The sequence below is a fragment of the Rhodococcus sp. As11 genome, from assembly GCF_048957735.1.
In the GTDB taxonomy this organism is placed as follows: domain Bacteria; phylum Actinomycetota; class Actinomycetes; order Mycobacteriales; family Mycobacteriaceae; genus Rhodococcus; species Rhodococcus gordoniae.
In genome coordinates this window covers 206038-221019 of the sequence record NZ_JARDJE010000009.1, presented here as the reverse complement: position 1 = coordinate 221019, position 14982 = coordinate 206038, and the positions used below count along the sequence as shown (strand labels likewise).

8 protein-coding genes and 1 pseudogene are annotated in these 14982 nt (G+C 67.0%); 6 read left to right on the top strand and 3 right to left on the bottom strand.

Annotation, left to right across the window (positions count from 1 at the left end; all coding sequences use genetic code 11):
- Positions 1 to 28: 28 nt before the first annotated feature.
- From PV766_RS14580 to PV766_RS14570, 3 genes are read left to right on the top strand one after another with little or no spacing between them, the layout of a single operon-like run.
- Positions 29 to 1222, top strand: coding sequence for an acetyl-CoA C-acyltransferase (locus PV766_RS14580; protein ID WP_421097278.1), 1194 nt, complete (start codon positions 29 to 31; stop codon positions 1220 to 1222).
- A gap of 51 nt (positions 1223 to 1273) precedes the next feature.
- Complete coding sequence (locus PV766_RS14575; RefSeq protein ID WP_421097277.1) at positions 1274 to 3007, top strand: class I adenylate-forming enzyme family protein; 1734 nt, start codon at positions 1274 to 1276, stop codon at positions 3005 to 3007.
- Positions 3004 to 3987: an NAD(P)H-dependent flavin oxidoreductase gene (locus PV766_RS14570; protein WP_421097276.1), complete on the top strand. Its 984-nt coding sequence runs from the start codon at positions 3004 to 3006 to the stop codon at positions 3985 to 3987. Before PV766_RS14575 ends, PV766_RS14570 begins: the two co-directional genes overlap by 4 nt.
- A gap of 172 nt (positions 3988 to 4159) precedes the next feature.
- On the opposite strand, the gene PV766_RS14565 is transcribed toward PV766_RS14570, so the two are convergent.
- From PV766_RS14565 to PV766_RS14555, 3 genes are all read right to left on the bottom strand, one after another.
- On the bottom strand, positions 4160 to 5611 hold the full coding sequence (locus PV766_RS14565; protein WP_421097275.1) for a glutamate synthase subunit beta: 1452 nt from the start codon (positions 5609 to 5611) through the stop codon (positions 4160 to 4162).
- Entirely contained in the window at positions 5604 to 10199 is a 4596-nt protein-coding gene (gene gltB / locus PV766_RS14560) for a glutamate synthase large subunit (RefSeq protein ID WP_371053418.1), read from the bottom strand. The genes PV766_RS14565 and gltB overlap by 8 nt, the downstream gene beginning before the upstream one ends.
- A 300-nt stretch (positions 10200 to 10499) precedes the next feature.
- Positions 10500 to 11063 (bottom strand): TetR/AcrR family transcriptional regulator, encoded by a 564-nt coding sequence (locus PV766_RS14555; protein WP_371053419.1) that lies wholly within the window; start codon positions 11061 to 11063, stop codon positions 10500 to 10502.
- A gap of 68 nt (positions 11064 to 11131) precedes the next feature.
- Here PV766_RS14555 and PV766_RS14550 point away from each other — a divergent pair.
- From PV766_RS14550 to PV766_RS14540, 3 genes and pseudogenes are all read left to right on the top strand, one after another.
- Positions 11132 to 12161: pseudogene (locus PV766_RS14550) on the top strand (FAD-dependent monooxygenase).
- A gap of 174 nt (positions 12162 to 12335) precedes the next feature.
- A complete protein-coding gene (locus tag PV766_RS14545) occupies positions 12336 to 12572 on the top strand; it encodes a hypothetical protein (protein ID WP_421097274.1) in 237 nt (78 codons plus the stop codon).
- On the top strand, positions 12573 to 14939 hold the full coding sequence (locus PV766_RS14540) for a hypothetical protein (RefSeq protein WP_421097273.1): 2367 nt from the start codon (positions 12573 to 12575) through the stop codon (positions 14937 to 14939). It begins immediately after the preceding gene.
- Positions 14940 to 14982 lie beyond the last annotated feature (43 nt).

Genomic DNA, 14982 nt, shown 5'->3' with positions numbered 1-14982 from the left:
GGTCACCAATCACCGTCCGTCGGAGTCGATGCCAGTGAACAGCAGCACACCCGCCTACATCTACGACGCCGTCCGGCTCCCCCGGGCCCGCGTGCGCCGGAGCAGCGGCACCCTCGCCGGGACCCGCCCCGTCGAACTGGTCGCCCACCTGCTCGAGGCACTCGACGAACGATGCGGGGCTTCCGAGATCGTCGACGACGTGCTTCTCGGCATCAGCACCGTCACCGGTGAGCAGTCCGGCAACATCGCCCGCGCCGCGGTGCAGTGGGCGGGTTGGCCCGATCACGTTCCCGGTGGCGTGGTTTCGCGGATGTGTTGCTCCGGACTCGACGCCGTGGAGACCGGGGCGATGCGGGTGGCCGTGGGTGCCGCCCGCGCGGTGGTTGCCGGCGGAGTCGAATCGATGTCGCGGGTACCGATGTTCGCGGATTCGCCGCCGCTCACAGCCGATCCGGACCTCGGTGAACGCACCGGTTTCGTCACCATCGGTGTGTCCGCCGATCTCACCGCCGCCCGTTACGGTTTCGGCCGGGACATGCTCGATTCCTATGCCGTCGCATCACACCGACGCGCCGCTCGGGCACCCGCCCTCCCCTCTGTGATCGCCGTGAAGGTCGGCGACATCGCCCTCGAATCCGATGAAGGGGTCCGCCCCGACGTGACACTCGGGGAACTCGCGGCGTTGCCCGCCCTCTTCGGTGAAGATCCGTCCTGGGAGCGGGTGGCCCGCCGGTTGCCGGGTGCGCCGCGTCCGGTGGGGGGTCTCCACACGGTGGCCACCGCGCCGCAACTCGCCGACGGGGCGTCCGCCGTGCTCATCGGTGACGCCGAAACCGGCGACAGGATGTCGCGGAAGCCGCGCGCGCAGATCGTCGGCACCGCTCGGACCGCCGTCCGGTCGCCGCTTCTCACCGCTCCCGTCGACGCCTCGAAGCGGGCTCTCGAGCGGGCGGGGATCTCGGCACGGGATCTCGACGTCGTCGAGGCCAACGAATCCTTCGCTGTCACGCCGCTCATGATGATCGAGGAACTGAACCTGGCCCCGGACTGCGTCAACGCGTTCGGCGGGGCTCTGGCGGTCGGCCACCCCCTCGGTGCCACCGGCGGCATCCTCGTCGCCCAGGCCCTCGACCGGCTCGAGCGGACCGGCGGTGAACACGCACTCGTCACCATCCCCGCCGCCCTCGGTCTCGGCGCGAGCCTCGTCCTGCGCCGCGTCTGAGCAGATCCGGCAATCCCCCCGAAATCGGATACTCCTGAGAAAGGCCGACCGATGTCCCAGTTGCCCCTGACCCGCTCACGCCGCACCTGTCACCCCGCCGACAAGGTTGCCGATCATCTGGCACGTAGCTGGTGGCGGCCCGAAACGGTGACGGATCTGTTCGCCTCCTGGGTGGAGCGCCGACCCGATCGGCCCGCCACGACCGATCCCACCAATCTCGGGGATCTGACCGGTGCGGCGCCCCGATCATCGACCTGGCGCGAGCTCGACGACTACGTGCGGCAGATCGCAGCCGTACTGTACGCGCACGGCGTGGGAACGAATGACGTTGTTTCCGTTCAGGTTCCGAATTCCATATCGCTTGTCGCGACCTACCTCGCGCTGTGGCGTCTCGGCGCCGTGGCGACACCGATGCCCACCTCGTACCGTCGTCACGAGCTGTCCGGCATCGTCGCTGCCACGAAGGCGGCAGCCGTGGTCACCGTCGGCCGGCTCGGCGACCGGGAGTTCGCGTCCGACGCCCTCGATCTCGTCGGTGAATACGACAGCCTGCACACAGTCTTCGCGTTCGGTCCGCACGTACCCGACGGCGCGGTCGAGATCGGGGACGTACCGGTCTCGGCGGATCAGGCCGACGCGGCCGACGCCCATGCCGCCGGCCTCGAGCACACGATCGCCGACGAGATCACCATCTGCTGGACCAGCGGTACCGAAGCCTCCCCCAAAGGGATTCCGAGGTGCCATGCCGACTGGCTCGCCGTGGGCTACGGCGTCCAGGACGCGATGGAGACGAACGAGGACTCGGTTCTGCTCAACCCCTTCCCGCTGGTGAACATGGCCGGTTTCGCGGCCGCGCTGCTGCCCTGGCTGATCGGCGGCGGGCATCTCGTCCACCATCACCCGCTCGACATCGGTGTCTACCTGGCACAGATCCAGCAGCACCGGGCCACCCACACCATCACGGCCCCGGCGATCCTGACGATGTTGCTGCAGAACGACAAGCTGCGCACAGCCTTCGACCTGTCGTCGCTCCAGCGCGTCGGCGCCGGTGGCGCTCCCCTGGCGCCGTCCGTCGTCGCGGCGTGGCAGAACGACCACGGGATCGAGGTGATCAACTTCTTCGGGTCCAACGAGGGTCTCTGCTTGCTCGGTGCGCCCGATGACATTCCCGATCCCGAACTGCGTGCCGAGCACCTCCCCAATTATGCGGCGCGGAACAAGGAGTGGGTCGCGCATCTCGCCCGCCACACCGAGGTGAAACTGGTCGATCCCGAGACGGGAGGGATCGTCACCTCGACCGGCGGTCGCGGCGAACTGCGACTGAAGGGACCGACGGTGTTTGCCGGATATCTCGAGGGCACCGCGGCGTCGTCACCGTTCGACGAGGACGGATTCCTGTGCAGCGGTGATGTGTTCGAGTTGTGCGGCGAGAACGGCGAGTACCTGCGGTTCGTCGACCGCTTCAAGGAGATCATCATCCGTGGCGGCATGAACATCGCGCCCGCGGAGGTCGAAGGACTGCTGCAGGAACATCCCACCGTCGCGGAGGTCGCGGTCGTGGGTGTCCCCGACGAGGTGCTCGGTGAGAAGTGCTGTGCCGTCGTGGTTCCGGCCGAGGGCGCGAATCCGAAGCTGGAGGATCTCGTCGAGCATCTCCGTCGTCACGACATCGCGTCGTTCAAGCTGCCCGAACAGCTGAGGATCGTGGACACGCTCCCACGCAACGCCGTCGGAAAGCTGCTGCGCCGCCAGATCCGCACCGAACTACTGGAGACCGAGCGGTGACCGTCACCTCTCGATCCGACCGCACGGCCCCGCTCACGGGACTACGGCTGCCGATCGTCGCGGCACCGATGTTCCTGGTCTCGGGCCCCGATCTCGTGATCGCCGCCGCTGCATCGGGAATCGTCGGGGCATTCCCGACACCGAACTGCCGGACGACCGCAGAACTCGACGAGTGGATGGGCACGATCTCGGAGGGGATCTCCTCCTCGGTATCGCCCACGGCGCCGTGGGCGGTGAACCTCGTGACCCACCGCACCAACGCCCGTCTCGCCGACGACCTCCGGCTGGTCGCGGAATACCGTCCACCCGTGGTCATCACGGCTCTCGGTTCTCCGGAGCCGGTCATGGACACGGTCAAGGGCTACGGCGGCCTGGTGTTGGCGGACGTGGCCTCGGTGCGTCTCGCCCGCAAGGCCGCCGGGTTCGGGGTCGACGGTATGGCCTGCATCTCGGCCGGGGCGGGCGGACACACCGGCCATCTGTCCCCGTTCGCGTTCGTCTCGTCGGTACGCATGTTCTTCGACGGGATCGTCGTGATCGGCGGTGGGATCGCCGACGGATGGGGTGTGGCCGGTGCCGTGGCGGCCGGGGCGGACCTCGTCTACATGGGCACCCGGTTCCTCACCACCGCCGAGAGCATGGCTCCGCCGGAGTACAAGCGGATGGTCATCGAGCACGGACCCGACGATCTGGTGGTGAGCGCCGGGATCACGGGAACCCCCGCCTCGTGGTTGCGGCCGAGCCTGATCGCCAACGGCCTCGATCCGGACGCTCTCACGGCACCGGCGACCCGCGACTACGACGCCACGAAGAGCGTGCAGGGCCGATGGAAGGACGTCTGGGCGGCAGGCCAGGGCCTCGGGGTCATCGACGGAATGGGGACGGTCTCCGAGGTCGTCGACGAGCTGGCGGCCGAGTACGACGCCGCGCGAGCACGGTTCACCGATCTGCCGGCGATGCGGACCCGATCGGGAAGGTGAATCTTCCGAGCACCCGCTCGTCGACGCCTGACCTCCGAAGCATTCACACCGCATGCGGAAGCGGGACCGCACACCCTTTCGGTGTGCGGCCCCGCTGTCCCACCGCATCAAGCGCTACGACACCGGAGCACTCGATCTCTCGGAGCTCAGCGCTCCACGTACCCGGTGTTGCTCAGCGCTGTGGAACAGTGCTGGTCGTGATCGGCACCGGCAGCGCCGACTCGCCCTCGAGGAAGCTGTCCACCGCAGCGGCGCACGCGCGACCCTCGGCGATCGCCCAGACGATGAGCGACTGCCCGCGTCCCATGTCGCCGGCGACGAAGACACCGTCGACGTTCGTGGCCCACTCCGTCGAGCGGGCGACGTTGCCGCGCTGGTCGAAGTCGACACCGAGATCGGTGAGCAGGCCCGGCTTCTCGGCACCCGTGAAGCCCATCGCGAGCAGCACCAGGTCGGCCTCGAGCTCGAAGTCGCTTCCTTCGACCTTCTGGAAGCGACCGTCGACCATCGTCACCTCGTGCGCCTTCAGTGCGGTGACCTTGCCGTCCTTGCCGAGGAATTCTTCGGTGTTGACGGAGAAGACACGCTCGCCGCCCTCCTCGTGTGCCGACGAGACGCGGTACATGAGGGGGTAGGTCGGCCACGGGGTCGAGTCGGCTCGCTGTTCCGGCGGCCGCGGCATGATCTCGAACTGGTGGACGCTCGCCGCACCCTGACGGTGCGAGGTGCCGACGCAGTCGGCACCGGTGTCGCCGCCGCCGATGATGACGACCTTCTTGCCCTCGGCCGTGATGGTCGGGGCCGGCAGGTCGCCGAGCTGCACGCGGTTGGCGATCGGCAGGAACTCCATCGCCTGATGGATGCCGTCGAGTTCGCGGCCGGGGATCGGCAGATCACGGGCGACGGTCGCTCCGCCGGCGAGCACCACGGCGTCGAACTGCTCGCGCAGCTCGTCGGCGGTGATGTCGACACCGACGTTCACGCCCGACTTGAAGACGGTGCCCTCGGCCTCCATCTGCGCGAGACGGCGGTCGATGAAGTGCTTCTCCATCTTGAACTCGGGGATGCCGTAACGGAGCAGGCCGCCGATACGGTCGGCCCGCTCGAATACCGTCACCGAGTGACCGGCACGCGTGAGCTGCTGTGCCGCAGCCAGTCCCGCAGGGCCGGAACCGACGACGGCCACCTTACGACCGGTGAGCTTCGACGGCGGGACCGGCTTGACGCGGCCCTCGTCGAATGCCTTCTCGATCAGCTCGACCTCGACCTGCTTGATGGTCACCGGGTCCTGGTTGATGCCGAGCACGCACGACGCCTCACAGGGCGCCGGGCAGAGCCGGCCGGTGAACTCGGGGAAGTTGTTCGTGGCGTGGAGACGCTCGATGCCGTCCTCCCACTTGCCCTTGTAGGCGAGGTCGTTCCACTCGGGGATGAGATTTCCGAGCGGGCAACCGTTGTGGCAGAAGGGGATACCGCAGTCCATGCAGCGGCTCGCCTGGGTCCGGAGGGTCTCGAGCGGGAACGGCTCGTAGACTTCCTTCCAGTCGAGGAGCCGCAGCGGGACGGGCCGGCGAACCGGCGTCTCGCGGGAACCGTGCTTGAGGAAACCGGTGGGATCAGCCACGAGCAGCCTCCATGATCGCCTCGTCCACGTTCGCACCACGGATGGTGGCGTCCTTGATAGCCATGAGTACCTTCTTGTAATCGCGAGGCATGACCTTCGCGAAGTGGCTGACCTGTTGTGACCAGTCGGCCAGGATGCGGGCTGCGACCTCGGAGCCCGTTTCGTCACGATGCCGTTCGACGGCGCCCTTGAGCCAGGCGAAGTCCTCACCCGCGAGATCCTCGAGGTCGACCAGCTCGGTGTTCAGGTTGTTCTCGAAGTCCTTGTCCGGGTTGTACACGAAGGCGACGCCACCGGACATACCCGCACCGAAGTTGCGGCCGGTCTTGCCGAGGATGACGACCTTGCCACCCGTCATGTACTCGCAGCCGTGGTCGCCGACGCCTTCGACGACGGCCGTGGCTCCGGAATTACGGACCGCGAAGCGCTCGCCCGCGATGCCGCGGATGAGGACCTCCCCCGCGGTGGCACCGAACAGGATCACGTTGCCGGCGATGATGTTGTCCTCGGGCACGAAGCCCTCGGCGGCGTTGTGCGGCGGACGCACGACGATGCGGCCACCCGACAGGCCCTTGCCGACGAAGTCGTTCGCGTCGCCGTTGAGCCGCATCGTGATACCGCGCGGGACGAACGCACCGAAGCTGTTGCCGGCCGAACCCGTGAAGGTGATGTCGATCGTGTCGTCCGGCAACCCTTCCGCACCGTACTTCTTGGTGAGCTCGTGGCCGAGCATCGTGCCGACGGTGCGGTTGACATTGGTGATCGGGGTGTCGAACGAGATCGCCGTACCCGACTCCAGAGCCGGCTGCGCCTTTGCGATCAGCTCGTTGTCGAGCGCCTTGTCCAGGGCGTGGTACTGCTCCTTGGTGCAGTACATGTCCTGCTCGCCGAAGATCGGGGAGGTGACCTTCTCGAGCAGCGGCGACAGATCGAGCTTCGACGCGCGGTAGTGCTCGACGGCCTTGCGGGTGTCGAGGACGTCCACCTGGCCGATGGCCTCGTCGAGGCTGCGGAAACCGAGCTCGGCGAGGTACTCGCGCACCTCTTCGGCGATGTAGAGCATGAAGTTCTCGACGAACTCGGGCTTGCCGGTGAACCGCTTGCGCAGCACCGGGTTCTGCGTCGCGACACCCACGGGGCAGGTGTCGAGATGGCAGACGCGCATCATGATGCAGCCCGAGACCACCAGCGGTGCGGTCGCGAAACCGAACTCCTCGGCACCGAGGAGCGCGGCGACGACCACGTCGCGGCCGGTCTTCATCTGGCCGTCGACCTGCACGACGATGCGGTCGCGCAGACCGTTGAGCATCAGCGTCTGCTGGGTCTCGGCCAGACCGATCTCCCAGGGAGCACCCGCGTGCTTGAGGGAGGTCAGCGGCGACGCGCCGGTACCACCGTCGTGACCGGAGATGAGCACGACGTCGGCGTGTGCCTTCGACACACCCGCGGCGACCGTGCCGACACCGAGCTCGGAGACCAGCTTCACGTGGATACGGGCCTGCGGGTTGGCGTTCTTCAGGTCGTGGATCAGCTGCGCGAGATCCTCGATCGAGTAGATGTCGTGGTGCGGCGGCGGCGAGATCAGGCCCACGCCCGGCGTCGAGCCACGCACCTCGGCGACCCACGGGTACACCTTGTGCGGCGGGAGCTGACCACCCTCACCGGGCTTCGCGCCCTGCGCCATCTTGATCTGGATGTCGGTGCAGTTGCTCAGGTAGTGCGCGGTCACACCGAATCGACCCGACGCGACCTGCTTGATCGCCGAGCGCCGCCAGTCACCGTTCTCGTCCGGGACGAAGCGGCTGGGATGCTCCCCGCCCTCACCGGAATTCGAGCGGCCACCGAGACGGTTCATCGCGATCGCAAGGGTCTCGTGCGCTTCGGCCGAGATGGAGCCGTAGCTCATCGCGCCGGTGGAGAAGCGCTTGACGATCTCGCTCGCCGGCTCGACCTCGTCGAGCGGCACCGGCGGACGCACGCCCTTCTTGAACTCGAACAGACCTCGCAGCGACGCGAGCCGCTCCGACTGGTCGTCGACGAGCTTGGTGTATTCCTTGAAGATCGAGTACTGGCCGGTGCGGGTCGCGTGCTGGAGCTTGAACACCGTGTCCGGGTTGAACAGGTGGTACTCGCCCTCGCGGCGCCACTGGTACTCGCCGCCCACCTCGAGCTCGCGGTGCGCGCGCTCGGACTGGCGATCGAGGAAGGCCGTCCGGTGGCGGGCCGCGACGTCCGCGGCGATCTCGTCGAGACCCACGCCGCCGAGCTGCGACTGCAGACCGGTGAAGTACTCGTCGACGAGTTCCTGCGACAGGCCGATGACCTGGAACAGCTGGGCACCGGTGTAGGAGGCGAGCGTGGAGATGCCCATCTTGGACATCACCTTGAGCACGCCCTTCGAGGCCGCCTTGATGTAGTTGGCAATGGCCTTCTCGAGGGTGATGCCCCCGGGCAGGTCGCCGTTCTGCAGCAGCTCGTCGATGCTCTCGAACGCCATGTACGGGTTGACCACGGCCGCACCGAAACCGCACAGGGCGGCGATGTGGTGGACCTCGCGGGCGTCGCCCGCCTCGACGAGCAGACCGACCTGGGTGCGGGTCTTCTCGCGGACGAGGTGATGATGCACCGCGGAGGTCAGCAGCAGCGACGGGATCGGCGCGAGCTTCTCGTCCGACTCACGGTCGGACAGCACGATCAGGCGTGCGCCCTTCTCGATGGCCTGCGAGACCTGCTCGCGGATCGAGGCGAGCGCGCGACGCAGGCCCTCACCGCCCTCCGCGACCGGGTACAGACCGCGGATGATGACGCTGGAGAAGCCGGGGAACTGCTTCTCGTCGTTGACATGGATGAGCTTCTGCAGGTCGTCGTTGTCGATGACCGGCGCGCCGATGAGGATCTGCCGGCACGAGGCCTCGGTCGGGTTCAGCAGGTCGCCCTCGGGGCCGAGCATGCCGCCCATGCTGGTGACGATCTCCTCGCGGATCGCGTCGAGCGGCGGGTTGGTCACCTGCGCGAACAGCTGCGAGAAGAAGTCGAACAACTGACGCGGACGCGACGACAGCACGGCGATGGGCGTGTCGGTGCCCATCGAGCCGAGCGCTTCCGCCCCGGAGGCCGCCATGGGCTTGACGAGCAGGTCGACTTCCTCGCGGGTGTAACCGAAGACCTGCTGACGCAACACCACACGCTCGTGCGACATGTAGGTGTACTTGCTCTCGGGCAGATCCTCGAGGCGGGTGACGCCGTCGGCGACCCATTCCTCGTAGGGATGCTCGGCGGCGAGTTCGCGCTTGATCTCCTCGTCCTCGACGATGCGGCCCTTGGCCGTGTCGACGAGGAACATGCGGCCCGGCTGCAGGCGACGCTTGCTGACGATCTTCTCGGTGGGGATGTCGAGCACACCCACCTCGGAGGCCATGACGACGAGACCGTCGTCCGTGACCCAGGCACGCGAGGGGCGCAGGCCGTTGCGGTCGAGCACAGCGCCGATGACGGTGCCGTCGGTGAAGCACACCGAGGCCGGTCCGTCCCACGGCTCCATGAGGGCCGCGTGGTACTCGTAGAACGCGCGACGGGCCGGATCCATCGAGTCGTGGCGCTCCCATGCCTCGGGGATCATCATGAGAACGGCGTGAGGCAGGCTGCGACCACCGAGGTGCAGCAGTTCGAGCACCTCGTCGAAACGTGCGGTGTCGGACGCGCCCGGTGTGCAGACCGGAAAGATCTTCTCGAGCTTGTCGCGGCCACCGAAGACCTCGGTGTCGATGAGCGCCTCACGGGCGCGCATCCAGTTGGCGTTGCCCGTGACGGTGTTGATCTCACCGTTGTGCGCGACGCGACGGAAGGGATGCGCGAGCGGCCACGACGGGAACGTGTTGGTGGAGAAACGCGAGTGCACGAGGCCGAGAGCCGAGACGACGCGCTCGTCCTGCAGGTCGCGGTAGAAGCCCTTCATCTGGGGCGTGGTGAGCATGCCCTTGTAGACGAAGGTCGACGCCGACAGGCTCGGGAAGTAGACGGTCTCGCTGCCGGGACCGTCCTCGCCCGCACCGTGGTGGCCGAGCTCGTGCTCGGTGCGCTTGCGCACGACGTACGCGCGGCGCTCGAGCTCGAGGCCGGTGAGCGCGCGGGCGCCGGAGGCGATGAAGATCTGCCGGAAGGTGGGCATGGCGTCCTTGGCCATGGAACCCAGCTCGGACTCGTCGATCGGCACCTCGCGCCAGCCGAGGACCTCGAGGCCCTCCTCGGCGACGATGCGATCGACCTCGGCGGCCGCGGCGTCGGCCTTGGCCGTGTCCTTGGGCAGGAACGCGATACCGGTCGCGTATGCGCCTTCGGCGGGAAGATCGAAGTCGACGACCTCACGGAAGTAGGCGTCGGGGACCTGGATCAGGATGCCGGCGCCGTCGCCGGTGTTCTGTTCCGCTCCCGCTGCACCGCGGTGTTCGAGATTCACCAGGGCGGTGATCGCCTTCTCCACGATGTCGCGACTGCGACGACCGTGCATGTCGACGACGAACGCGACGCCACAGGAGTCGTGCTCGTTCGCCGGGTGGTAGAGCCCTCGAGGCCCGGGGAGATGAGTCATACCTAGCCTTCGTTGATGCGATAGCACCGACGACCAGCAGCGCTGATGGCCATCTACTGCCGTAGACGGGTATCGGCCGGGTGCCCGATACCTTCGACATCGCCAGTATCCGCTCATCCGCGACGGTGCGGGTGCCTTTTCGGCAGCGCGAGCGTGGACCCGGCGACCGGTGGGACGTCGTGGTCCCACCGTCTTCGAATCGAACGATATGCCAGGTGGCGGGGGGTAGCGCAAGCCAGTGTTCCCTATCCGGCCCCTGATCTGCGGAAACGTCGACGTAATGTGACCGAATCGTACCCGTCACGCCGCGGTTCGAAGCACCGCACGCACGGCGAGAACGATGCCGGGACGCGGGTCGGGTTCGTCCGTTCCGGCCGTGCAGCGATGCAGGATGACACCGTCCAGATAGTCGATGAGAAGCCGCGCGCCCGTGGCGGAATCGTCCGCGCCGAGGGCCTCGAGCATGCTGCGGACCCACGTCCGGAGTTCGCCTCGGCGCGCATCCACTCCGGCCCGCAGTTCCGGCGTTGCCATCGCTTCGACGAACATCGCGAACCGCGCCCGGGTCCGGACGATGTCGGGGCCGGTCACGAACATCACGTAACCGTGCATCAGATCTTCGAGCTCCCGGGCCGAGGCCGGAGCGGTGGTTCCGCTCAACGCCTGCGCGTCGATCCGGTCGCGTGCGAGCAACCGGTCGAGCACTCCTTCGACGAGGGCCTGCCGGGTGCGGAAGTAGTTGGAGGTGGATCCGGCGGGCACGTTCGCGGTGGTGTCCACGCGCCGGTGGGTCAGGGCGCGCAGTCCCTCGGTGCCCACGAGTTCGATTGCGGCGTCGAGGACGGTGGCGCGTTTGTCGGTCACGAGAGGCATTCTACGAGGATCACTACAGGGGTAGTGACTGTCCACTACATACGTAGTACCGTCATGACATGACCGTGAAGCCAGGCAGTGCAGCGATCCTCGGCGGCGGAATCGGAGGGCTCACCGCCGCGAACACCCTCCTCCGCCACGGATGGCACATCGATGTGTTCGAACGATCTCCGGAACCTCCGCGCACCGGCACCGCGCTCGGGATGTGGCCTCCTGCCCTGGCCGCACTCGAAGTTGCCGGCGTCGGCGGACGGGTGGAACAACTCGGGGTGACACAGCGCTCCGCGACGCTCAGACGCTGGGACGGTGTGGTGCTCGCCCACGTCGGGGACCTTCGCCGGGCACCGGTCATGGTGTCCCGGCCCGCCCTCCTCGACATCCTGCTGTCCGGCCTCCCCGACCACATCGTGAAGTTCGACGCCCCCGCGCCACCGCTCACGGCCCTCGCCGGATACGACGTGATGATCGGCGCGGACGGAATCGGCAGTGCAGTACGCGACGAGGTGTTCGGTCCGGCCTACCGGCCCGTGCACACCGGGTACGGAGCGTGGCGCGGCTGGGTCGGCGGCTCCACCACGAACCACGGAGAAACCTGGGGCCCCGGCGCGCTCTTCGGAATCACCGACCGCGACGGCGACCTCACCAACTGGTTCGCCGCCGTCCGCACCGCCGAAGGCACCGGCGGCACCCTCGACGACCTGCACGGCCGCTTCCACGACTGGCACCCCGGCGTACGCGACATCCTCGGCCGCCTCGACCCCGACGACGTCATGTACCACGACCTGTACGAATCCCCCCCGCCTCCCGTCGTACGTCCGCGGCAACACCGCACTGATCGGCGACGCGGCGCATGCGATGGCACCGAACCTCGGCCGCGGCGCATGCGAAGCAATCGTCGACGCCACGACACTCGCGACGCTGTTGTCCGAGCATCCGGTACCGGTCGCTCTGCAGCGCTACGACCGTGCCCGTCGACGCCGCACCCAGCTCCTCGTGCCCGCGTCACGGGCGGTCGCCAGGATCGCGACCGCGTCCCGGCTGACATCTCTCCGCGACTCCTCCATCACAGCATTCGGCCGCATCGCCTGAAACGTTCCGAAAATCACCCGGTCGAGGGAACCGATCGTCACGCTGCTGCGTCCAACCCTGATGGAACGTCTGCCGGACAGGAGTTGGTGAGCTGATGTCAGCGCTGAAGGTCGACCCGGACTCGTTGAAGAGCCTGCCCATGCCCTGGAGGGAGAAGCCGAGACCATCTACGCGTTGGAACCGTCCGCGGCGCTCGAGTCGGTAGCGGGCGCGATGCCATCCTCAGCGGTCGGTGGTGTCGCCGGACGCGCGGGAGCACCACTCGACACCGCCTACCGCGCTATGGCCAACTGCCTGCGACGCATGGCCGAGGCCACCGAAGCGGCCGCACGGAACTACGAGGTGGCCGAGGAGGAATTCAGCCGCCAACTCGCGGCCGTCGGATCCGACTTCGAAGGAAAGTTCCTGTAGATGTCGTCTCCTTCCGCGATCCGCTCGCTCGATCCGGCTGCGCTCACCACGGCTGCCGACGCGGTCGAGTCCGCAAACAACACATTCCGGGAGTCGACCCACCGCGTCGACCGGGATGTGGACGCCACATTCGGTGGATGGGACGGTGAAGGCGGGGCGGCCGCCGCGGCACGTGTGTGGAGTGACCGGGCGGCCGGCCAAGGCATCAGCCGCGCTGTCAGCGAGCAGGTCGACGCCCTCCGCGACGCTGCGAACACGCTCATTCCCGCCCGCGCCACCGTCGTCGGAATCGTCGACAATGCGGTTGCAGCCGGCTTCACCGTCCACGACGACGCGCGGGTCGAGGCACCCCGAACCCACACGGGCGACGCGCAGACCGACCTCGTCGTGCAAGCGGGTCTCGACGACACCGCCATGAACTTCGAGGTCCAACTGAAATCGGCGGTGCGCACATTCGACGAACTGGATCGAGACGCCGCCGCCCGACTCGAGCAGGTCAGCAACCGGCTCTCCACATTCGGCGGGGAATTCCGTTCCCAGAACACACATTCCATCGATGCTCCGGACGGCGCTGCCGACGCTGCGCTCCTAGCATCCGGGGCTGCACGCGATACCGATCTCGAACGCATCGGACGCACCCTGTCGCTACCGTCGGGTGCGAGCATCGAGTACCTCGACGCCTTCTACAACAGCCTCGACGAGGACGAACTGGCGAACCTGTACGAGACGTACAAGACATGGGAAGCCGAAGGCAAGCCCGACGCGGCGCGCTGGGCCGACGGTCTCGGTAACGGTCTGCTCATTCTGTCGAATCCCGAATACGGCGGGTCGTGGGAGTCGGTGCCGCAGGACATCAGGGACACCATTCGATACGGCTACGAGCCCGACCCGAACGCCGAGCATCCCCGTGAACCACTGGATCGGCTGGATCGACTCGGCGCGATACTCGGCGATGCCAACCCGCAGTATCGACCCGGCACCGAGATGGGTATCGAGATGAGCCGGGTCGCCGGATATATGGCGGGCATCCCCACCTATGCCGATCCCCACATCGTCCCCACCCCCGACCCTTCCTATTACGACCACACGGCAAGCACATTCCTCGACCTCGCCACCCGGAACACCGACACGTCGTATCACCTGCTCACCCGCACCGACGTCGACGGCAGCCCTGCGGACTTCAGTAGGGACGAGGTGCTCGTTCCGCTGCTCACCCGCGAATGGGCCGACGACGGAGCAACTCTGGCCGGCCTGACGGAGTGGGTCGCTGCCGACGCGTTGCCCGCCGACCCGGGTGACCCCGCAGCAGTAATCCGAGCCGAACGTGCGGGCGAGGCAGCATTCGGTTTGGCGGAGGTGTTGTCTGCGCCGGAATCGGAGTGGAACTCCGACAACAACTTCAACCGTTTCCTCCACATGCCGGGTGCCTTCCGGGAGGAAACCGACCTGACCATAGGTGACGTCAATCCTGTTGCTGTCCGTTCCTTTGCGACCGCCCTGTCACCGTTCGTCGGCGACATGGTCGGTTCCGTCGACGACGCCACCGCCACCAGCGGCTTCGGCGAACTCGGCCCGGTCCCGGCGACGCGCGTATTCACCCTCATGAACACCGACCCCGCGGCAGGTGCCCTTCTCAACGGTGCAGCAATCGCGCAGGCCACCGATTTCGACCGCCGGTTCGCTCTCGAACAACTCGACGGTGTGAACAAGTACAGCTACGGAACGTATTCGGGCCGGTTGCAAAGCCTCGTCGAGGTCGGTTTGAGCAGCACCTACGAGAACGAGAAGCTGGTCGAGCAGGCGGCGATCGACAACCGGAACCAGTCCAGAGCAGACGCGTATGCCGTGGCCCAAACCCTCGTCACCGGTGCGGTGACGGCGTTGCCGGGTGGCGTGGTCACGGGTCCGCTCGTGTACTCGACAGGGGTTTTGTTGCAATCCGAAATCGTCGATGCTGAAGGGCAATACGTGGGGCATCCGTCGGGGGTCGAGGGGTTCGATTCCGAAATGTATCTGACGGAGACGGGCGCCGAAAATACTCGGAGATACAACATGCTCAATGCGTTGGTCGACGCCGGAAGAGTGGATCCAGCGGACATGCCCTTCAGCCAGGCAGAGGGTCACACTATCCCTGAACGCACCAAAGCCGATGAACACGTCCTGACGAATCAAGCTGCCAGCATCATTTCGGAAAACGGGATCGATTACGGGTCCCAGGACATGTATCTCGGATCTGCCTCGAACGGAGCGGGCGACCTCCGAAATATCGTCTACGCAGACCAGAGGGACGGCACCGACGGATTTCGCGATGTGCTCGTAAACGATGTTGTTCCGGCCGGAGGAGAAAGGTGGAACTACGGCGCATGACAACAACGTGCCCGCGGGGGAACCGGAAACTCGTTACCACTCT

What these genes read in the sequence shown, in the direction of transcription:
- PV766_RS14580 (WP_421097278.1), top strand. Translation starts at nt 29, where the DNA reads ATGCCAGTGAACAGCAGCACACCCGCCTACATCTACGACGCCGTCCGG.
- PV766_RS14575 (WP_421097277.1), top strand. Translation starts at nt 1,274, where the DNA reads ATGTCCCAGTTGCCCCTGACCCGCTCACGCCGCACCTGTCACCCCGCC.
- gltB (WP_371053418.1), bottom strand. Translation starts at nt 10,199, where the DNA reads ATGACTCATCTCCCCGGGCCTCGAGGGCTCTACCACCCGGCGAACGAG.
- PV766_RS14540 (WP_421097273.1), top strand. Translation starts at nt 12,573, where the DNA reads ATGTCGTCTCCTTCCGCGATCCGCTCGCTCGATCCGGCTGCGCTCACC.